The following is a 19,127-nucleotide window of genomic DNA, read 5'->3' as shown; positions in this document are numbered from 1 at the left end:
ATGCCATGAAGATCCTGATCAGCGCGGACATGGAGGGCGCCACCGGGGTGACCTGGCCCGGTGACGTCCTGCCCGGCACGGAGGGCTGGCAGCGGTTCCGGCATCTGTTCACCTCCGACGTGAACGCCGCGATCGCCGGCTTCTTCGACGGCGGCGCCGACGAGGTCCTGGTCAACGAGGCCCACTGGTCGATGCGGAACCTGCTGCTGGAGCAGTTGGACGAGCGCGCCGAGATGGTCACCGGGCGGCACAAGGACCTGTCCATGGTCGAGGGCGTGCAGCATGGCGACGTGGACGGCATCGCCTTCGTCGGCTTCCACACGGGCGCGGGGACGGAGGGGGTGCTCGCCCACACCTACCTCCCCAACTCGATCACCGGCGTGTGGGTCGACGGCAGCCCGCCGGCGAGCGAGGGCCGGCTGAACGCGCTGGTGGCGGCCGAGTACGGGGTGCCCGTCGTGCTGGTCACGGGCGACGACCGGACCGGAATCGACGCCCGGGACTACGCACCGGCGGCGCGCACGGTCGCCGTCAAGGACTACGTCTCGCGGTACGCGGCCGTGTGCCGTCCGCCGGCCCGCACGGCGGCGGACATCCGCGCCGCCGCCAAGGACGCGACGTCACTCGCGGTGCGGCACGAGCCGGTGCGGGGCGGGCCGTTCACGATCGAGGTCGAGTTCGACGCGGCCCACCTGGCGGGAGCCGCCGCGATCGTGCCCGGTGTGGAGCGCACGGGCGAGCGCCGTGTCGCCTACACCTCACCGACCATGTACGAGGGGATCCGCTGCTACAAGGCCGTGACCACCCTCGTCTCGGCAGCTGTGGAGGAGCAGTATGGCTGACACCCGGGCACTGGACGAGGCGGTCCGTTTCACCTCGGAGCTGATCCGGATCGACACCACCAACCGCGGTGGCGGGGACGGAAACGAGCGTCCGGCGGCGGAGTACGCCGCGCGACTGCTCGACGAGGCCGGGATCGAGGCGCGGGTCCTGGAGTCGGCGCCGGGGCGGGCCAACGTCGTGGCGCGGATCGAGGGCGCCCCGCGCGCCGGGAACGGAGCGGGCGCGCTGCTCGTCCACGGCCACCTGGACGTCGTGCCCGCCCAGGCAGAGGACTGGAGCGTGCACCCCTTCTCGGGCGAGGTGCGGGACGGGGTGGTCTGGGGGCGCGGCGCGGTCGACATGAAGGGCACGGTGGCGATGGTGCTCGCCACCGTGCGCTCCTGGGCGCGCAGGGGCCTGCGCCCCGAGCGGGACATCGTGCTCGCGCTGACCGCCGACGAGGAGGACAGCGCCACCTACGGGGCGACCTACCTCGTCGAGCGGCACGCGGAGCTGTTCCGCGACTGCACCGAGGGCATCAGCGAGTCCGGGGGCTTCACCTTCCACGCCGGGCCCGGGCTGAGGCTGTACCCGGTGGCGGCCGGGGAGCGCGGGACGGCCTGGCTGAAGCTCACGGCGCACGGCAGGGCGGGTCACGGCTCCAAGGTCAACCACGCCAACGCCGTGACCAGGCTCGCCGCGGCCGTCTCCCGCATCGGCGAGCACCGCTGGCCGGTGCGGGTCATCCCCACGGTCCAGGCGGCGCTGACCGAACTGGCCGCGCTGCACGAGGTCGAGCCCGACTTCGACGACGTCGACACCCTGCTCACCAAGCTGGGCACGGCCGCCGCCCTGGTGGAGCCGGTGATCCGCAACAGCGCCAACCCGACGGTGCTCGAGGCCGGCTACAAGGTCAACGTCATCCCCGGTACCGCGGTCGCCTACGTCGACGGACGGGTCCTGCCCGGCGGCGACGAGGAGTTCGCGGCCACCATGGACGAACTCACCGGTCCCGACGTGGAGTGGGAGTTCCACCACCGCGAGATCCCGCTGGAAGCCCCCCTCGACGCGCCGGTCTACGCCGCGATGCGGGAGGCCCTGATCCACTTCGACCCGGACGCCCACGTCGTGCCCTATGTGATGGGCGGCGGCACCGACGCCAAGCAGTTCTCGCGGCTCGGCATCCAGGGGTACGGCTTCTCCCCGCTGAAGCTGCCCGAGGGCTATGACTACGCGGGGATGTACCACGGCGTCGACGAACGGGTCCCGGTGGAGGGGCTGCACTTCGGCGTCCGCGTACTCGACCGGCTCATGCTGGGCCGGCAGGACACGACCGACGGAGTTGCCCGATGACGCGCGCCCCGATCATCGCCCCCTATGGCGCCTGGGAGTCGCCCGTCGACGCCCGCACCGCCGCCTCCCACGACGGACGCCCCGAGTTCCCCGCGTTCGTCGGTGACGAGGTGTGGTGGACCGAACCCCGGCCGGCCGAGGGCGGCCGCCGTGCCCTCGTGCGCCGCCGCGCGGACGGCACGGCCGGCAGCCCGCTGCCCGCGCCGTGGAACGTCCGTACCCGCGTCATCGAGTACGGCGGCCGGGCCTGGACGGGCACGGCACGCCCCGGGACGGGACCGCTGATCGTCTTCTCCCACTTCCCGGACCAGCGGCTCTACGCGTACGAACCCGACGTCGCGGGCGCCGTGCCGCGGCCGCTGACCCCGCTCTCGCCGGTCGGCGACGGGCTGCGCTGGGCCGATCCGCAGATCCACCCGGACCGCGGTGAGGTGTGGTGCGTGCTGGAGGAGTTCACCGGGGAGGGCCCGAGCGACGTACGGCGGGTGGTCGCCGCCGTACCGCTCGACGGCTCTGCCGCCGAGAACCGTGCCGCCGTGCGTGAACTCTCCGACGACTCGCACGACTTCGTGACCTCGCCGCGCCTCTCCCTGGACGGCCGGCAGGCCGTGTGGATCGCCTGGGACCACCCCCGGATGCCCTGGGACGGCACGGAGCTCAAGCACGCCGCAGTCGGACCGGACGGCGACTTCGGCGCCGCCCGGACGATCCTCGGCGGCCCCGCCGAGTCCGTCGCCCAGGCGGAGTGGACACCGGACGGCACCCTGATCGCGGCCACCGACCGCGACGGCTGGTGGAATCTGCACCGTGTCGATCCGGCCACCGGCGAGGCGGTCAACCTGCACCCGGCACAGGAGGAGTTCGCCGGGCCGGGCTGGCAGATGGGGGCGCGCTGGTTCGCCCCGCTCGCCGCCGGGACACTGGCGGTGCTGCACGGCAGGGGCGCCCAGCGGCTGGGGATACTCGACCCGGCGACCGGCGAGCAGGTCGACGTGCCGGGGCCGTGGAGCGAGTGGACGGCCGCGCTGTCCACGCAGGGCACCCGGGTGGTCGCCGTGGCCGCCTCGGCCCGCAGTTCGTTCGAGGTCCTCGAACTCGACACCTGTACCGGCCGTACCCGGGTCATCGGCGCCGCCCACCACGACACCGTGCCCCCGGAGTTCCTGCCCGATCCCGTGGAGCGCATCTTCACCGGGCCCGGCGGACGGGAGATCCACGCCCAGCTCTACCCGCCGGCGAACCCCTACTTCGCCGCGCCCGAGGGAGAGCTGCCGCCGTATGTCGTCTGGGTGCACGGCGGCCCGACCAGCCGGGCACCGCTCGTGCTCGACCTGGAGATCGCCTACTTCACCTCGCGGGGGATCGGGGTCGTCGAGGTCAACCACGGCGGCTCCACCGGCTACGGGCGCGCCTACCGCGAACGGCTGCGCGAGCAGTGGGGCGTCGTCGACGTCGAGGACTGCGCCGCCGTCGCGCGGGCGCTGGCCGAGGAGGGAATCGCCGACGGGCGGCGGCTCGCGATCCGCGGCGGCAGCGCCGGCGGCTGGACGAGCGCGGCCTCCCTCACCGGCACCGACGTCTACGCCTGCGGCGTGATCAAGTACCCGCTGCTCGACCTCACCGGCTGGGCCGCGGGCGGTGAGACCCACGACTTCGAGTCCCGCTACCTCGACTCGCTCGTCGGGCCCTACTCCGAGGTCCCCGAGCGCTACCGGGACCGCTCGCCGGTGACCCGGGCCGACCGGCTCACCGTGCCCTTCCTGCTGCTGCAGGGGCTGGAGGACGTGATCTGCCGGCCCGTGCAGTGCGAGCGGTTCCTGGAGCGGATCAAGGGGCGCGGCGTCCCCCACGCCTACCTCACCTTCGAGGGCGAGGGCCACGGCTTCCGCCGCGAGGACACGATGATCACCAGTCTCGAGGCGGAACTCTCCCTCTACGGGCAGGTCTTCGGCTTCACCCCGCCCGCCGTACCAGTTCTGGAGCTCACCAAGTGACACCGCTCGTCCCGCTCACCCGCCCCCGCCGCCTCGTCCCCGGGGACCGGGTCGCCGTCGTCGCGCCCAGTGGACCCGTGCCCCGGGAACGGCTGGACGCGGGGCTCGACATCCTCCGCGGCTGGGACCTCGACCCGGTGGTGGCGCCGCACGTCCTGGACCGGCACCCCGTCTTCGGCTACCTGGCCGGAACGGACGCGGCGCGCGCCCGAGACTTCCAGGAGGCCTGGTGCGATCCGTCGGTGGCCGCCGTGCTCTGCGCCCGCGGCGGCTACGGCGCCCAGCGCATGACCGACCTCCTGGACTGGGAGGCGTTGCGGGCGGCCGGGCCCAAGACGCTCCTCGGCTTCAGCGACATCACCGTGCTGCACGAGGCGTTCGCGGTCCGGCTGGGCCTGTCCACCCTGCACGGCACCATGATCGCGGCGCACGGCTTCCTCAAGGACGAGCCCACCCGTGCCCAGTTGCGGGACACCCTCTTCGGGCCCGAGCGGACGCGCGTCCTCGGCGCCCCGACCGCCCGGGCCCTCGTCCCCGGCACGGCACGCGGTGTCACCGTGGGCGGCTGCCTGGCCCTGCTCGCCTCCGGCCTCGGCACACCGGACGGGCGGCCCGGGGTGCCCGGCGGCATCCTCCTGCTGGAGGACATCGGCGAGGAGCCCTACCGGATCGACCGGATGCTGACCCAGTTGCTGCGGGCCGGCTGGCTGGACGGCGTGGCGGGTATCGCCCTCGGCTCCTGGCGGGAGTGCGGCCCCTACGAGGAGGTGCGGGCGGTGCTCCTGGACCGGCTGGGCGGACTCGGCGTCCCGGTCGTCGAGGAACTGGGCTTCGGCCACTGCGAGACGAGCCTGACCGTGCCGCTCGGCGTCCCCGCCGTCCTGGACGCGGACGCAGGCACCCTCACGGTGGAGGCGGCCGTGACGGAGGACTGACCGGGCGGCACGATCGCGCAAGTGGGCGTCTGTCATGGGCGAGCCCGGCGTACCGCCCGTCGCCACGGGGCCGGCCCCGTGGCGACGGGCGCCCCGGGCCCGAGTCCTCAGGACGGTTCGGCCGCCGAGAGCGCGGTGACGGCGACGACACCGTCGCACTCGGCGAACACCCCGTCGTCCAGAGCGACCTGGTGCCTTCCCGCACCGCCGGGCAGGCCCAGCACCATCGTCGGGTACTGGACCGGGGCCTCGCCCGAGGCGCAGATGCCGTCGCCCTCGCCCTGCACCTGGTGGAACGTCAGCTTCACCCACGCGCGGCCGCCCGGTGCCAGCGCGACCGGCGCGGCCGCACCGGTGTGCCGCACCGTCAGCGGCACGTTCATCTCCGGCGAGCCGTTGGCCGCCCCTGCCACCGTCGGGAAGCCCTCGACAACGCAGGGCGCGTCCGAGGTGTTGGTGAACCCGACCACCGCCGCCCCGGTGCCGGTGCCCTGGGGGCGTACGGCGGCCTGGTGCGCCGCGGTCGCCTCCAGGTCTTCCGCGCCGCAGCGCCCCGCCGGCCCCGCCGAACCCCCGGACCCACCTGAACCCCCGGACCCCGCTGAGTCCCCCGAACCGCCGGGCGCCGGTGACGTGCTGGAGGCCGGGACCCTCTCCCCCGCCGTCCGCGACGGCGCGGCCGTCGGCGATGCGGTCGGCGCGGTCGGTGCGGGCGCGCCACCGCCCGCGGCAGCGTCGTCCCCCTGGCATCCCGTCAGCAGCACCGCCGCCGTCGCCGCCAGTGCCACCGCGATCGCGGCCCGCCTCGTGTTCCTGCGCTCCATGACGTCCCCCCGGGTCCTTCGGCTGCTGTGCTGCCGCGGAACACGAGGCCGTTCCGCTCCCGGGTTCCGTGCGTACACGCCCGGTACGGAACGGTGACGCCACGGAGTCGTCCGCTCCGCGCGGTTGCGGTCGCCGGGATGTGGTGACCGCCGCGGGACCGGGCAGGAGCAGAGGTACGACTCGACAGGGGAGGAGAGCCGTCACATGACCAACGACCGCACCCGGAACCGCACAACGACCCTGCGCGCCGGCGCCGCGACGCTCGCCCTGGCCGTCGTCGCGACGCTGCCGGCGTGCAGCGGCTCCGGCGGCGGAGGGCCCCATGCCGCGGAGCCGCGGCCCGCGATCGCCGTCGCCCCGGCCTCCGGCGGGCGGGCCGTGCCCGTCGACCGCAAGGTGACCGTGCGGACCACCGCCGCGCGGATCGACTCCGTACGCGTCACCGCCCCCGGCCCCGGACCGTTGCGCGGCACGCTCGCGTCCTCCAAGGAGAGCTGGACCTCGGCGGGCCGGCTGGCCCCCGGCGTGACCTACGACGTCCTCGTCCGCGCCACCACGTCCGGCGGCAAGCGGCTGACGGAGCACACCACCTTCACCACCGCCGAGCCGAAGCGCACCTTCGTGGGGGAGTACCACCCCGACAAGGGCACCACGGTCGGCGTGGGGATGCCGGTGTCGATCGTCTTCAACAAGCCGATACGCGACCGGGCGTCCGTCGAGCGCAAGCTCGGCGTCACCGCGAGCCCGGCCGTCGAGGGCGCCTGGAGCTGGATGAAGGACTGGAGCGGCCGCGACCGCGTCGACTTCCGCCCGCGCTCCTATTGGAAGCCCGGCACCGACGTCACCCTCCGCATGGACCTGGACGGGGTCGACGCGGGCGGCGGCCTCTACGGCACGCAGAACCGGGTCGTCCGCTTCCGGATAGGGGAGTCGGTCGTCACCACGGTCGACACCGCCCGCAAGACCCTCACCCTGCGCAGGGGCGGCGAGGTCCTGCGCACCATCCCCGTCTCCACCGGCAAGCCCGGTTTCGAGACGTGGAACGGGACCATGGTCGTCCTGGAGAAGACGCCCAGCATCACCATGAACTCCCGCACCGTGCGCATCTTCGGCCCCGAGGCGTACAACCTGAAGGACGTGAAGTGGGACGTCCGGCTCACCACATCGGGCACCTTCGCGCACGCCGCGCCCTGGAACGAGGGCAAGTTCGGCCGCGTCAACGGCAGTCACGGCTGCATAGGGCTGAGCACGGCCGACGCCAAGTGGTTCTACGACCACGTGTCGCCCGGCGACCCGGTGACCGTCGTCAACTCCACCGACACCGTGCAGGTCAACAACGGCTACGGCGCCTGGAACGCCGGCTGGGCGGACTGGCGGGCGGGAAGCGCCCTGTGACCGCCGCCAGGTGAGGAGGTCAGGGCGTCACCCACCCCGCCACGAGGACCGCGGGGAAGAGCCGGTGGACGGCGAGGAAGCCGAACGGGCGCAGGAACTCCACGCGCACGCGCCTGGCTTGCCGGGCCTGCCCGGGAGCGCTGCCGGCGATCAGGGAGACGGCGGTGACGGCGGCGGCCCGGAAGCCCTTCGCGCCGAAGGTCGCCGTGGCCGCCTGCTTCGCCGCGCCGACGGCCAGCGGCTGCACGCTGATGCCGGGGAAGTGGCCGGTGCCGGCGTCCCGGGCCCGGGCCAGCCCGAACAGCTCGGCGTGGTCGAGGAGGTCGTGCTCGGCGTCCACGGTGAACGGCACCGTGGTCAGGTCGAGCGCGGGCGCCGGGTCGAAGCTCGTGACGTCCTCGACCACGACCCCCGGCCCGGGCCGCCCGTACGGCAGCAGATTGCCGGGGAGCACCTGATACGTCCCGCCGAGGGCGGCCACCCCGGCGGCGAGCACCTCGCCGGGGGCGACGTGGTCGGGGCCGCGCAGCAGGTGGACCTCGATGCCGTTGGTGCCGTTCACCTTCGCCATGGTCAGCGGGCCGAAGGGCGTGGCCGCGACCCCGGCCATGTCCAGATGGCGCGAACTGCGGAAGAGCGTCCCGGTGTGGTGGTCCTGGAAGGGCTCGGCCCAGTCGGTGCGCAGGGCCAGCGCGTTCGCGAGCAGCAGGAGGGTGTTCCGGTCGACGGCGACCGGCATCCTGGGGACCATGCCGTGGGTGCGGTCCGCGGCCCAGGCGTCCAGGGTCTTGCGGTCCGTCTCGACGTCGCCGGTGAAGTGCCCGTGGGCGCCGGCCGGGAGCAGCGAGAGCCAGCCGGGTGCGAGCGGCAGGGAGGCGCGGGTCCACAGGCCCACGGCGGTGTCGACGCCGTCCATGGCGTCCAGCCGGGCGAGCAGCCGTCCCGAGGCGCCGGCGGCCGTCGCGGCGTCCGTGGCCACGGCCTGCTCCAGTTCGCCGCGCGCGGGGCCTGCGGCGCCCGCGGCGAGCAGGGCCAGCAGCGGCCAGACTCCCGCGGCCGAGAAGACCGTCTCCCCGGTGCTGCCGCCGGCCAGGGTCCCGCGGGCCCATCGCGCCGTCAGTCCGTTGACCGCGCCCACCAGCGTGCGGTCGTCCATGTCCCCCACCGTCCCCCCGTCCCCCCGCCGCGCCGGCGCCGTCCGTGCCGTCCGCGCCAGCCGTGTCGGAGGATCATCCCAGCGTCCGGGCGGAGCGGCCAAGAGGCCGTGGCGCGGCCGCGGCACCACCGCAGAGCGCTGCAGGGCCCGCAGCGCAGCAGGGCCCGCGCTTGCCGCGCGGGCCCTGCTGTACTGCTGTACTGCGGTTCGAACGACCTACGAGGTGGGACTCCCTTCGCCGGCATGGTCCGGATCAGGTGCTAGGGGTCGCTCTCCGGTCTCAAAACCTCTTCCCGGACCTTCGAGCCTCTCAGCCCGGCCGTTGAACCCGGTTCCGGTGGAAGCCGCTGCTTCCCGCTCCGCAACCAGTGCTACCGAACTCCCTCGCTCGCCCCGTAGGCCACGTTCCAATCTACCCAGCGCGGCAGCGGACGACTAGTGGTAAATCATGCCAAACCATAATTTTCCGCACTTAATTCCGCCTCTTGTGCTTCTTGTGCCCCCTGTGCCCCTGCTCTCCCGTCCGCGACACGGCTGTCATCGACGAGCCGTTGTGCGATCCGTTGACGCCGTCGCGCGGCGCCCCTACCGTCACTTGGCGCGCCACCCAATGAACGACAGTTCACTATGCGAACGGAACTGATCAGATCAGGGAGTGCCCATGCGTCGCACCTTTCCCCTGCTCCTGACGGCGGCAGCGCTCCTCGCCGCCGGGGTCACCGCCTGCGGCGACTCCGGCGAGCCCGCCGGCAAGGGCGCCTCGTCCGGTTCCGGCGGAGGCACGCGGAGCGTCACGATCGGCGCCATCGCCATCGTCGACACCGCTCCCGTGTATCTCGCCCAAAGTCAGGGCTTCTTCAAGAAGCACGGCATCGACGCGAAGATCACCTCGGTGCAGGGCGGCGCCGCCAGCATCACGGGCGTGATGGGCGGTCAGTTCGCGTTCGGCTTCGCCAACACCACCTCCCTGCTCACGGCCCAGCAGCAGGGGCTGCCGCTCAAGGTCGTCGCCAACGGCGTCGCCTCCACCGGCGAACGGGACACCGACTACAGCGCCGTACTCGTCCCGGAAGGCAGCCCGGTGAAGTCCGCGAAGGACCTCGCGGGCAGGACCGTCGCGGTCAACCAGCTGAAGAACATCGGCGACACGACCGTGCGCGCCGCCGTGCGCAAGGACGGCGGCGACGCCTCCAAGGTGGAGTTCGTCGAGATGCCCTTCCCCGACATGCCGGCAGCCCTGGCCAAGGGGCGGGTCGACGCGGTCTGGGAGGTCGAGCCCTTCGTCACCCAGGCCACCGGCCAGGGGGCCCGCGCCGTCGCCTGGCCCTACGCCGACGCCGCGCCGGACCTCACCGTGGCCATGTACTTCACCACGCAGCCCACGCTCCAGAAGGACCCGGAGCTGGTGAAGGACTTCACCGCCGCCATGAACGAGGCCCTCGCCTACGCCGACGCCCACCCCGACGCCGTGCGCGAGATCCTCAAGTCGTACACCTCGATCCCCGCCGAGGCGATCGCCAAGATCAAGCTCCCCAAGTGGCCGGCGGAGATCAACCGGGAGTCCGTGCAGACCGTCGCCGACGACGCCCGCCAGGACGGCACGCTCACCAAGGACGCCGACGTGGCGGCCCTCCTGCCATGACAGGACGCGACGCCGCGTACGGAGCGGCCGGCCTCGCGGTGCTGTTCGGCGTCGCCGAGGCCGTCCCGCGACTCGGCCTGGTCTCCCGGGACTTCCTGCCCCCGGCGAGCGAGATCCTGCGCACCCTCGGGCACGAACTGACCACCCGTCAACTCTGGTCGGCGCTCGGCGACACCATGAGCGCCTGGGCCCTGGGCCTGGCCATCGCGTTCGTCCTCGCGGTCGCGCTCGGCACCCTCATCGACGCCGTCCCGGGTGCCCGCGCCGCCACCGCCTCCACCGTCGAGTTCCTCCGCCCCATCCCCTCCGTGGCGCTCATCCCGCTCGCCACCCTTCTCTTCGGCGCCGACCTCGGCTCCAGCCTCCTGCTGATCGTCTACGCCGCCTTCTGGCAGGTGCTCATCCAGGTGCTGTACGGCGTCGCCGACGTCGATCCCGTCGCCCGCGAGACCGCCCGCTCCTACCGCCTCGGCCACTGGACGACGCTGCGCCGGCTCGTCTGGCCCACCGCGCTCCCGTACGTCATGACCGGACTCCGGCTCGCCGCCTCCGTCGCCTTCATCCTCGCCGTCACCGCCGAACTGGTCATCGGCAGCCCCGGACTCGGGCTGCGCATCCAGCTCGCCCAGTCCGGCGGCGCCGTGGCCACCGTCTACGCCTTGATCACCCTCGCCGGGATCATCGGGGTCGTCGTCAACCTCGCCGTTCGCAGCCTGGAGCGCCGGCTGCTGGCCTGGCACCCCTCCGTCCGCGGGGAGGCGGCCGCATGAGCCGCGCCGCGCGTCTTATGCTCGGCGCCCTGCGGGTGCTGGGGCTGCCCGTCCTCCTCGTCGCCGGCTGGTGGGCGTGGAGCGTGTGGCGGCCCAGCTTCTACGTGCCCTCGCCGCAGCGGATCGCCGCCGTCTTCGGCGACGTGTGGCTCACCGCCCGCCTCGGCGACGACGTGCTGCCCAGCCTCGTCCGGCTCCTCGCCGGGTACGTGCTCGCCGCGCTGCTCGGCGTCGCCCTCGGCACCGCCATCGGCCTCTCGGGCCGGCTGCGCGCCGCCACCGAACCCGCCCTGGAGTTCTTCCGCGCGATCCCGCCGCCCGTGCTCGTGCCGCTGATCATGCTCGTCGCCGGGCTCGACACCGCCATGAAGGTCCTGGTCATCGCCTCGGGCGCGATCTGGCCCGTGCTGCTCAACACCATCGAGGGCGTGCGCGCCGTGGACGAGGTGCTCTCCGACACCGCGCGGGTCTACGGCCTGCGCGGCCCCGCCCGGCTGCGGCGCCTCGTCCTGCCCGCCGCGAGCCCGCAGATCATGGCGGGACTGCGGCAGGCGCTGTCCATCGCCATCATCCTCATGGTCATCGCGGAGATGTTCGCCAGCACTTCGGGCATCGGCCACACCGTCGTGCTGTTCCAGCGGCAGTTCCAGATCCCGGAGATGTGGAGCGGCATCGTGCTGCTCGGCCTGGTCGGCTTCCTGCTCTCGCTCGCCTTCCGCGCCCTCGAGCGCCGGGTCCTGCACTGGCACTGGCACCAACGGGAGACACATGCTTGAGATCACCGGACTGCGCAAGGTGTACGAGGGCCGCGGCCGCGTCGTCGAGGCGCTGCGCGGCATCGACCTCACCGTCGAGCGCGGCGAACTCGTCTGCGTCGTCGGCCCGTCGGGCTGCGGCAAGACCACCCTGCTCAAGTGCGTCGCCGGACTCCTCGCGCCCACCGCGGGACAGGTCCGGCTCGCCGGGCGCGTCGTCGACGGGCCGCCGCCCGGCATGGCGGTGGTGTTCCAGGAGTACGGCCGCAGCCTCTTCCCGTGGCTGACGGTCAGCCAGAACGTCGAACTCCCGCTCCGCGAGAAGCGGGTGCCGGGCCCGCGCCGTACCGCCCTCGTCCAGCAGGCGCTCGCCGCCGTCGGCCTGGCCGACGCGGGCTCCGCCCACCCCTGGCAGCTGTCCGGGGGCATGCAGCAGCGCGTCGCCATCGCCCGCGCCGTCGCCTACGAGCCCCAGGTCCTGCTCATGGACGAGCCGTTCGCCGCCGTGGACGCGCAGACCCGTGCCGACCTCGAGGACCTCCTCCTCGGGCTCTGGCACCGTCTCGGCATCACCACGATGCTCGTCACCCACGACATCGACGAGGCCGTCTACCTCGCCCGCCGGGTCGTCGTCCTGTCCGCCGCGCCCACCGTCGTCCAGGAGGACCTGCACGTCGACCTGCCGCACGACCGCGATCAGATCATCACCCGATCCGACCCCCGCTTCGCGGAACTGCGGGCCCACGTCTACGGGCACATCCGCGCCGCCAAGACGGATCCGGGACGACCGCCGGCGGGCACCATGAAGGCATGAGACGGTCCACGGCCGCGCTCGGCAGCGCGGCATTCCTCCTCGCGGCGCCCGGCGTCGTGGCGGGACTCGTGCCCTGGTGGCTCACCCGGTACGCCTCCGGCGACGGCCCCTGGCCGGTACGGGCGGCCGGCGGTCTGCTCGCCCTCGCCGGGGCGGCGGTGCTCCTGCACGGCTTCGCCCGCTTCGTACGCGAGGGGCGCGGCACGCCCGCGCCGGTCGCCCCCACCGAACGCCTCGTCACCGGCGGCGCGTACGCCCGGGTCCGCAACCCCATGTACCTGGCCGTCGTGGCGCTCGTCGCCGGGCAGGGACTGCTGCTCCTGCGGCCGGTCCTGCTCCTCTACGCGGCCGCCGTGTGGCTGACCGTCGCCGCGTTCGTGCGCTGGTACGAGGAACCGACGCTGCGCGCCGCCCACGGCGAGGCGTACGAGGCGTACCGCCGGGCCGTGCCCGCGTGGCTGCCTCGGTGCGCTCAGACCCGGTCGAAGGGCTCCGCGTAGCGGAACGCCCCGCTCACCGACGGGGTGTAGCCGGACAGCGGGCGCACCTGGAAGTACGGCCCCCAGGCCGGGTCCGGCGGCGTGATCCGGTAGTCCGTGCTCGCCCGGAAGCCGTACCGGCCGTAGTAGTCCGGGCTGCCCAGCAGTGCCACCAGCGGTTCCCCGAGGGCGTCGGCGGCGCCCAGCGCGGTGTGCACCAGGGCCAGCCCGACGCCCTTGCGCTGGTGCTCCGGCGCGACGCTGAGCGGGCCGAGACCCACCACGGGCGTGCCCCCGGCGTGCGCCCGTGTGCAGACGACGTGGCCGATGACGCTCTCCCCGTCGGCGTCCACGGCGACCAGGGACAGCTCCGGCAGCCAGGCGGCGCTCTTCCGCAGCTCGGCCAGCAGCGTGACCTCGACGGGAACGGGACGGTCCGCCGAGGCGAACGCCTCCCCGGTGAGTGCCTGCACGGCGGGGACGTCGTCGGGGGTCTCGCGTCGAATCAGCACCCGGGCAGTCTGAACGCCCCGCCCCTGCCCGGCAAGCGCATTTCGAGCCCGGCCACTCCGTTGGCCGTCCTTCCGGGGTGCCCATGGCGGTTCGCGGCGGCCCGTGGCGCGGGCGGCCGCGCATACGGCGTGGTCACGGGGGCGGTGCCGCGGCGGTTGTCGACCGGGCCGCGCGACGCGCCCGCCCGCCCGGCGGGTTGACGCATGTGCGCGCCTTCGCCCGCGGGTTCGGGCAGGGATGCCCCGGCCGCGGCGCGGACGGCCTTGTGCACCGTGCCGCGGTGGCGAAGGGGTTCGGGTGGTCGACGGCTCCGGTGACGCCGCGAGCGGACGGGGCGTCGCCGTGCCGGTTCGGCAGTGCGCGGACATCCGCCGCGCCGAGTGGGCGGTCCGGCTCGTGCCGTGGTCACCGCGGACCCCGCGCCCGCGCCGCCGTCACGTGCGCCGGGCGGCGCGCGCCCGCGGCCGACGGCTCGGGCCAGGGGTGCCACCCCGCGGTACGCGTCCCGCAGCGGCCGTGCCGCGCCGGGTCGTCACCGCCCTCGGCACGAGTGTGCGCCGCCGCCGCGTCAGACCGGTTCCGTGTCGGCCGGGGCCGACACACGAGGGCCGCGGAGGGTGTCCGGGAAGGGGCCGCGCAGCAGGGAGACGAGCCCGTGGGCGAGTTCCTCGCGCCAGCACAGGTAGTCGTGGCCGCCGTTGTACTCGTGGTGCGCCACTTCGTAGCCCTGGGCCAGCAGGGCGTCCCGCAGCCGGCGGACCGCGGCCGTCAGCCCCCACTCCTGCAGGCCCGCCGACAGGTGGAAGCGGACCGGTCTTCGGGCGAGCGACGCCACGCGCCCGGTCAGCCACTCCTCGGGCAGCGCCTCCGCGCGGTGCCCGGCCGGCCACCAGAAGGCGCCGGACTGCGCGAGCACGTTCCCGAAGCGCTCCGGCCGCCGCAGCGCGGCGTACGCCGCCGCCAGTCCGCCGAGGCCCTGGCCGGCGACGACCGTGCGCGCCGGGTCGCCGCTGACCGGCCACCGACGGGCAGCCCAGGGCAGCAGCTCGCGGGTCAGGAAGGCCACGAAACGGTCGTCGCAGGTGAGTTCGCGGCGCCGGGTGTCGCTGTCCAGCGCGTCCGGCATCAGCGCGACCAGCGGCGGCAGCGCACCGGCCGCCACGAGCCCGTCGAGCAGCGACGAGACGTCGAGGTGCTGCTGCCACACGTCCCCGTCGAGCAGCACGACCACCGGCAGCCCGGCCAGGTCCTCGTAGCCGGACGGCGCGTAGGCCCACACACGGCGCCAGTTGCGCAGATGCGCGCTGCGCATGGTGTGGACGGAGACCTCGCCCGCCGGCGGCCCCGGCCGGCCCCGCCACGCGCCGAGCGGCGCCGGGGCCGCGGGGAGGGCGACCACCGAGAGCGGCTCGGTGCCCCAACGGGTGGGGAAGACGGTCCGGTTGAGGGGGTCGCGGCGCGGGTGGCGGCGCAGCCCGCGCAGATAGGCCTGTCCCTTCGGCCCGGACGGCGCCGCGGCGGCGCCCTCGCCCTCGTCCACGCACAGCGCGTACGTGGCGCGCCAGTCGGCGCGCATCCTTATCGTCCAGTGCCACACGTCCGTGCCCGGCACGCGCGACATCAGGTTGCCGGCCAGGTCGTCAGGGTCGAGCACCTGGTTGGGCAGGGCCAGCACGGCGCGCGTCTCGGCCGTTCCGCGCCAGAGGAAGGTGACCGCGGCGTGCCCGGGGTCGTCGTCCAGGCGCTCCACCAGGGGTGTCCCCTCGGCCTCCACGGCCCGCCAGAACTCCGCCTCGCGCCCGGGTCGGGCGGCCAGCGCCGCGAGCCGCGGACTGTGCGCGCGTTCGACGGGCGCCGGGCGCGGGACGCGGGGCGCGCGCGAGGGCGTGCCGTTCGGCGGGCTCCAGAGCGTGGACAGCATGATCGGCAAACCCTCCCGGACCCGTCCGACGGCAAAAGAAGGCCAAAATGACGTTCACCATATATTGAAGTCCGCACGCGGCCCGGTCCATGAGGTCCAAACCCCTGACGGCGCGGGCCGATACGGGGTTCCATGTCCTCACCCGACCAGCGGTGACAGAGAGAGGGACCTCTTGGCCACCACCGTGCGACGCACCACCCTCACCCTCCCGGCCAGCCCGCTCGGCCCGGAGAACCCCCTGCCCTCGCTCAGGGCGCCCGGGGACCCGCACCTCCTCGACCCGGCCGAGAGCGCCGCGCTGCCTGCCGGCATGGCCCGGCGCATCGGCTACGGGCGACTGCGCACCCTGCTCCCCGTACCGCGTCTCGACGGCTACACCCGCGAGCGCGTGCCCACCGCACTGGACGCGGTCGTCCTGGAGAACGACCGGCTGCGCGCCACGGTCCTGCCGGGGCTCGGCGGCCGCCTGTACGCGCTGCGCCACAAGCCCTCGGGCCGCGAACTGCTGCACACCGACCCCGTGCTGCAGTACGCCGACTTCGGCCTCGCCGGTGCCTGGTTCTCCGGCGGCGTCGAATGGAACCCGGGCGCCACCGGACACACCGCGCTCAGCTGCGCCCCGCTCCACGCCGCCCGCGTCCCGGCCCCCGACGGCGGGGAGATGCTCCGCCTCTGGGAGTGGGAGCGGCTGCGCGACCTGCCCTTCCAGATCGACCTGTGGCTCCCCGAGGGCTCCGACTTCCTCTACGCGGGGGTACGCGTCCGCAATCCTCACCACCGGACCGTTCCCCTCTACTGGTGGTCCAACACCGCCGTACCCCAGACACCTGGCACCCGCGTCGTCGCACCCGCCACCCACGCCTGGCACTTCGGCGCGTCGCGCACCCTCCAGCGGGTGCCCGTCCCCGAGGCGCCCACCGCCTCCGAGCACCCTGCCGACTGGTTCTACGACCTGCCCGACGGCGCCCGCCCCTGGATCGCCGCGCTCGACGCCGACGGCCGCGGCCTCGTGCAGACCTCCACCGACGCCCTGCGCGGCCGCAAGCTCTTCGTCTGGGGCCAGGGTTCCGGCGGACGCCGCTGGCAGCGCTGGCTCGCCGGGGACGAGGGCGACGGCCCCGGCTACCTGGAGATCCAGGCCGGACTCGCCCCCACCCAGCTCGAACACCTCCCCCTGGCCGGGGGCGCCGCCGTGAGCTGGCTGGAGGCGTACGGCCCGCTGGAGGCCGCCCCCGGCGCGGATTCGGGTGCCGTGGCGGAGCACCTGGAGGCGGTCCTGCCGCGCGAGCAGTTGCGCGCCGCCCACGAGGCGTGGCTGCCCGCCGCCGACACCGAACCCGGGGACGTCCTCGCCACGGGCTCCGGCTGGGGAGCCCTGGAGGTGACCCGCGGCCGGTTCGACCTGCCCGGTACGCCGTTCACCGCCGACACCCTCGGCGGGCGGCAGAAGCCGTGGCTGGAACTCCTGCTCGCCGGGGTCTTCCCGAGGCTCGGCGAGGATGCCGTTCCCGGCCCCGTGCTCGTCTCCCCGGAGTGGCGGGAACTCCTGGAGACCGCGGGCACGTACGAGGGCAACGCGTGGGCCCTGGACTACCACCTGGGCCTCGCGCAGTGGCACGCCGGCGACCGCGCGCAGGCCGTCCGCAGCTGGGAGCGGGCCGCCGCGGGGTCGGAATCATGCCTTCCGCTGCGCTGCCTCGCCGTCGCCGACCAGAGCGACGGCAACCCCGAACGCGCGGCGCAGCGCTACCTGGAGGCCTTCCGTGCGGTCCCCGCAGGTGAGGCCTGGGCCACCGCCGCGGCGGCCCTGGCCCGCGAGGCCGTCCCGGCGCTCCTCGCCGCCCGCCGTCCCGGCGACGCCGCCGCCGTGCTCGACGCCCTGCCCGGGACGGCCCGCGGGCGCGGGCGCTTCCGGCTGCTGCACGCCCAAGTGCTGCTGGCCGCGGGGGACACCGCGGGCGCGCGGGCCGTCTTCGAGGAGGGCTTCACCGTCGACGACCTGCGCGAGGGCGAGGAGTCGCTGCACACCACGTGGCGCGCCCTCACCGACGAACCCCTGCCCGGGGGGTACGACTTCCGCATGGCCCCGGCGCCCTGAAAAACCGTTCGCCCGCGGCGCGCGGCACCCCGCACAGTGGTGCGATCCACGCACCACCACGAGGGGGAACCCGATGTCGACGCTGCGCGTCACGGCCGAACGGCTCACCGTCCACGACCACCCGAACGCGGACGCCCTGGAACTCGCCCAGGTCGGCCTCTACCGGGCGGTCGTGGCCAAGGGCACCTACCGGACCGGCGACTTCGCGCTGTACATCCCCGAGCAGTCCGTCCTGCCCGCCGCGCTCATCGCCGAACTCGGCCTGACCGGACGGCTCGCCGGCCCCGCCGCCGACCGCGTCAAGGCGGTCCGGCTGCGCGGCGAGCTGTCCCAGGGCATCGTCTGCCGCCCGGCGGCACTCGACGGAAAGGACCTGGCGCGGGCCGCCGGGGACGGCACCGACTTCGCGGACCTGCTCGGCATCACCAAGTGGGTGCCGCCGGTCCCGGTGTCGATGAGCGGCGACGTGGAGTCGGCGCCGGACCTGCTGCCGTGGATCGACATCGAGAACGTCAAGCGCCACCCCGGCGTCCTCACCGGGGGCGAGCCGGTCGCGATCACCGAGAAGCTCCACGGGACGGCCTGCTGCCTGACCTACCTCGCCGACTCGGGCCGCGTGCTCGTCACCTCCAAGGGGCTGGGCGCCCAGCGCCTCGCCCTGAAGGAGGCCGACGGCAACCTCTACTGGCGCGCGGTCCGCGGACACGGCCTGCCCGACGTCGCCGCGGCCCTCGCCGGCCGGCTCGGCGCCACCCGGGTGGCGATCTTCGGCGAGGTCTACGGCGCCGGTGTCCAGGACCTCGGCTACGGCGCCGACGCGGGCCGCGGCACGCCCGGCTACGCGGCCTTCGACGTCGCCGCCGAGATCGACGGGACCGTCCGCTGGCTCGACCCCGCCGAGGTGCTCCCGGCCGGGAGCGTGCCGCTGGTGCCCACGCTCTACCAGGGCCCGTACGACCTCGACGTCGTCCTGGACCTCGCGCGCGGCGCCGAGACCGTCTCCGGCCGCGGCCTGCACCTGCGTGAGGGCGTCGTGGTCCGGGCGATGCCCGACCGGCACAGCCCCGAGCTCGGCGGGCGCGCCGTCCTCAAGGCGGTCAGCGACGCCTACCTCACCCGCAAGGGCGGCACCGAGTACGAGTGACTCCCGCCGAACGCGCATGACCGTTCCCTCGCTGGGTACGCGCAGCCCCCGAGCCACCCCGTACGCAAGCAACGGAAAGGGAACGGCCATGACCGATTTCACCACTCCGAACGGTGCGCAGCCCCCGGCGCAGCGAGCCCTGCACGAGATCGCCACCGGTGGTGACAACGCGGCCGCGCTGAGCACCCTGGCGGCCAGCGACATCCTGCTGCCGGTGCCGGCGCCGCCGGAAGAGCCCGCGGGGGACGGGGCGGAGCAGGAGACGATCAGCCTGCCGGTCTTCGAGCAGGAGGACGGGACGAAGCTGGTCCCGGTCTTCACCTCGGAGGTGCGCCTGGCGCATGCCCTGCCCAACGCGCGGGGCTACCGCATCCTGCCCCTCGCGGCGCTGAGCAGCGGCTGGCCGTCGGACGACCTCACGCTCGCGATAGACGCGGGGTCGCCGGACACCCTCACCATCAAGGGCGAGGGCGTCCGGGCGCTGGCGGGGCTGTCGGGCTGACGGCGGTCC

General features: G+C 74.3%; 17 protein-coding genes. 13 read left to right on the top strand and 4 right to left on the bottom strand.

Annotation, left to right across the window (positions count from 1 at the left end; all coding sequences use genetic code 11):
* The first annotated feature begins 5 nt into the window (after positions 1-5).
* The 4 genes from CHF15_RS07065 to CHF15_RS07050 are packed head-to-tail and all read left to right on the top strand — an operon-like array spanning position 6 to position 5,104.
* Positions 6-842, top strand: a complete 837-nt coding sequence (locus CHF15_RS07065) for a M55 family metallopeptidase (protein WP_018560988.1) — start codon at positions 6-8, stop codon at positions 840-842.
* Positions 835-2,175, top strand: a complete 1,341-nt coding sequence (locus tag CHF15_RS07060; protein WP_089222774.1) for a M20/M25/M40 family metallo-hydrolase — start codon at positions 835-837, stop codon at positions 2,173-2,175. The genes CHF15_RS07065 and CHF15_RS07060 overlap by 8 nt, the downstream gene beginning before the upstream one ends.
* Positions 2,172-4,169, top strand: a complete 1,998-nt coding sequence (locus tag CHF15_RS07055; RefSeq protein ID WP_089222773.1) for a S9 family peptidase — start codon at positions 2,172-2,174, stop codon at positions 4,167-4,169. The genes CHF15_RS07060 and CHF15_RS07055 overlap by 4 nt, the downstream gene beginning before the upstream one ends.
* Complete coding sequence (locus CHF15_RS07050; RefSeq protein ID WP_089222772.1) at positions 4,166-5,104, top strand: S66 peptidase family protein; 939 nt, start codon at positions 4,166-4,168, stop codon at positions 5,102-5,104. The genes CHF15_RS07055 and CHF15_RS07050 overlap by 4 nt, the downstream gene beginning before the upstream one ends.
* Before the next feature lie 107 nt (positions 5,105-5,211).
* Here CHF15_RS07050 and CHF15_RS07045 read toward each other — a convergent pair whose 3' ends face one another.
* On the bottom strand, positions 5,212-5,928 hold the full coding sequence (locus CHF15_RS07045; RefSeq protein ID WP_089222771.1) for a DUF4232 domain-containing protein: 717 nt from the start codon (positions 5,926-5,928) through the stop codon (positions 5,212-5,214).
* Positions 5,929-6,133: 205 nt separating this feature from the next.
* Here CHF15_RS07045 and CHF15_RS07040 point away from each other — a divergent pair, with 205 nt between their 5' ends.
* Positions 6,134-7,324, top strand: a complete 1,191-nt coding sequence (locus tag CHF15_RS07040) for a L,D-transpeptidase (RefSeq protein WP_089222770.1) — start codon at positions 6,134-6,136, stop codon at positions 7,322-7,324.
* A gap of 19 nt (positions 7,325-7,343) precedes the next feature.
* On the opposite strand, the gene CHF15_RS07035 is transcribed toward CHF15_RS07040, so the two are convergent.
* Positions 7,344-8,480, bottom strand: a complete 1,137-nt coding sequence (locus tag CHF15_RS07035; protein ID WP_089222769.1) for a serpin family protein — start codon at positions 8,478-8,480, stop codon at positions 7,344-7,346.
* A 661-nt stretch (positions 8,481-9,141) separates the two neighbouring features.
* Here CHF15_RS07035 and CHF15_RS07030 point away from each other — a divergent pair.
* The 5 genes from CHF15_RS07030 to CHF15_RS07010 are packed head-to-tail and all read left to right on the top strand — an operon-like array spanning position 9,142 to position 12,961.
* Positions 9,142-10,122 (top strand): ABC transporter substrate-binding protein, encoded by a 981-nt coding sequence (locus CHF15_RS07030; RefSeq protein WP_089222768.1) that lies wholly within the window; start codon positions 9,142-9,144, stop codon positions 10,120-10,122.
* Positions 10,119-10,892 (top strand): ABC transporter permease, encoded by a 774-nt coding sequence (locus CHF15_RS07025; RefSeq protein WP_089222767.1) that lies wholly within the window; start codon positions 10,119-10,121, stop codon positions 10,890-10,892. The genes CHF15_RS07030 and CHF15_RS07025 overlap by 4 nt, the downstream gene beginning before the upstream one ends.
* Positions 10,889-11,668, top strand: a complete 780-nt coding sequence (locus tag CHF15_RS07020) for an ABC transporter permease (protein ID WP_089222766.1) — start codon at positions 10,889-10,891, stop codon at positions 11,666-11,668. Before CHF15_RS07025 ends, CHF15_RS07020 begins: the two co-directional genes overlap by 4 nt.
* The gene (locus tag CHF15_RS07015) at positions 11,661-12,461 is read left to right on the top strand and encodes an ABC transporter ATP-binding protein (protein ID WP_089222765.1); all 801 of its coding nucleotides are present in this window, start codon (positions 11,661-11,663) and stop codon (positions 12,459-12,461) included. Before CHF15_RS07020 ends, CHF15_RS07015 begins: the two co-directional genes overlap by 8 nt.
* Positions 12,458-12,961 carry a methyltransferase family protein gene (locus tag CHF15_RS07010; protein ID WP_089222764.1) on the top strand — a complete coding sequence of 168 codons (504 nt, stop codon included), beginning with the start codon at positions 12,458-12,460 and terminating at the stop codon, positions 12,959-12,961. The genes CHF15_RS07015 and CHF15_RS07010 overlap by 4 nt, the downstream gene beginning before the upstream one ends.
* Here CHF15_RS07010 and CHF15_RS07005 read toward each other — a convergent pair.
* Both CHF15_RS07005 and fes read right to left on the bottom strand, forming a co-directional pair.
* Positions 12,934-13,452: a GNAT family N-acetyltransferase gene (locus CHF15_RS07005; RefSeq protein ID WP_089222763.1), complete on the bottom strand. Its 519-nt coding sequence runs from the start codon at positions 13,450-13,452 to the stop codon at positions 12,934-12,936. The two genes, CHF15_RS07010 and CHF15_RS07005, sit on opposite strands and share 28 nt — an antisense overlap.
* A gap of 569 nt (positions 13,453-14,021) precedes the next feature.
* Complete coding sequence (gene fes, locus CHF15_RS07000) at positions 14,022-15,374, bottom strand: enterochelin esterase (protein ID WP_179279687.1); 1,353 nt, start codon at positions 15,372-15,374, stop codon at positions 14,022-14,024.
* Between the two features lie 172 nt (positions 15,375-15,546).
* Here fes and CHF15_RS06995 point away from each other — a divergent pair, with 172 nt between their 5' ends.
* The 3 genes from CHF15_RS06995 to CHF15_RS06985 all read left to right on the top strand — a co-directional run bounded on the left by CHF15_RS06995 (position 15,547) and on the right by CHF15_RS06985 (position 19,118).
* The gene (locus CHF15_RS06995) at positions 15,547-17,472 is read left to right on the top strand and encodes a DUF5107 domain-containing protein (protein WP_089222761.1); all 1,926 of its coding nucleotides are present in this window, start codon (positions 15,547-15,549) and stop codon (positions 17,470-17,472) included.
* A gap of 73 nt (positions 17,473-17,545) precedes the next feature.
* Positions 17,546-18,616, top strand: a complete 1,071-nt coding sequence (locus CHF15_RS06990; RefSeq protein ID WP_089222760.1) for an RNA ligase (ATP) — start codon at positions 17,546-17,548, stop codon at positions 18,614-18,616.
* 88 nt (positions 18,617-18,704) lie between these two features.
* Positions 18,705-19,118 (top strand): SseB family protein, encoded by a 414-nt coding sequence (locus CHF15_RS06985; RefSeq protein ID WP_089222759.1) that lies wholly within the window; start codon positions 18,705-18,707, stop codon positions 19,116-19,118.
* Positions 19,119-19,127 lie beyond the last annotated feature (9 nt).

Origin of the sequence: Actinacidiphila glaucinigra (assembly GCF_900188405.1) — a bacterium.
Lineage (GTDB): Bacteria > Actinomycetota > Actinomycetes > Streptomycetales > Streptomycetaceae > Actinacidiphila > Actinacidiphila glaucinigra.
This window is presented reverse-complemented; position numbering and strand designations above follow the sequence as displayed.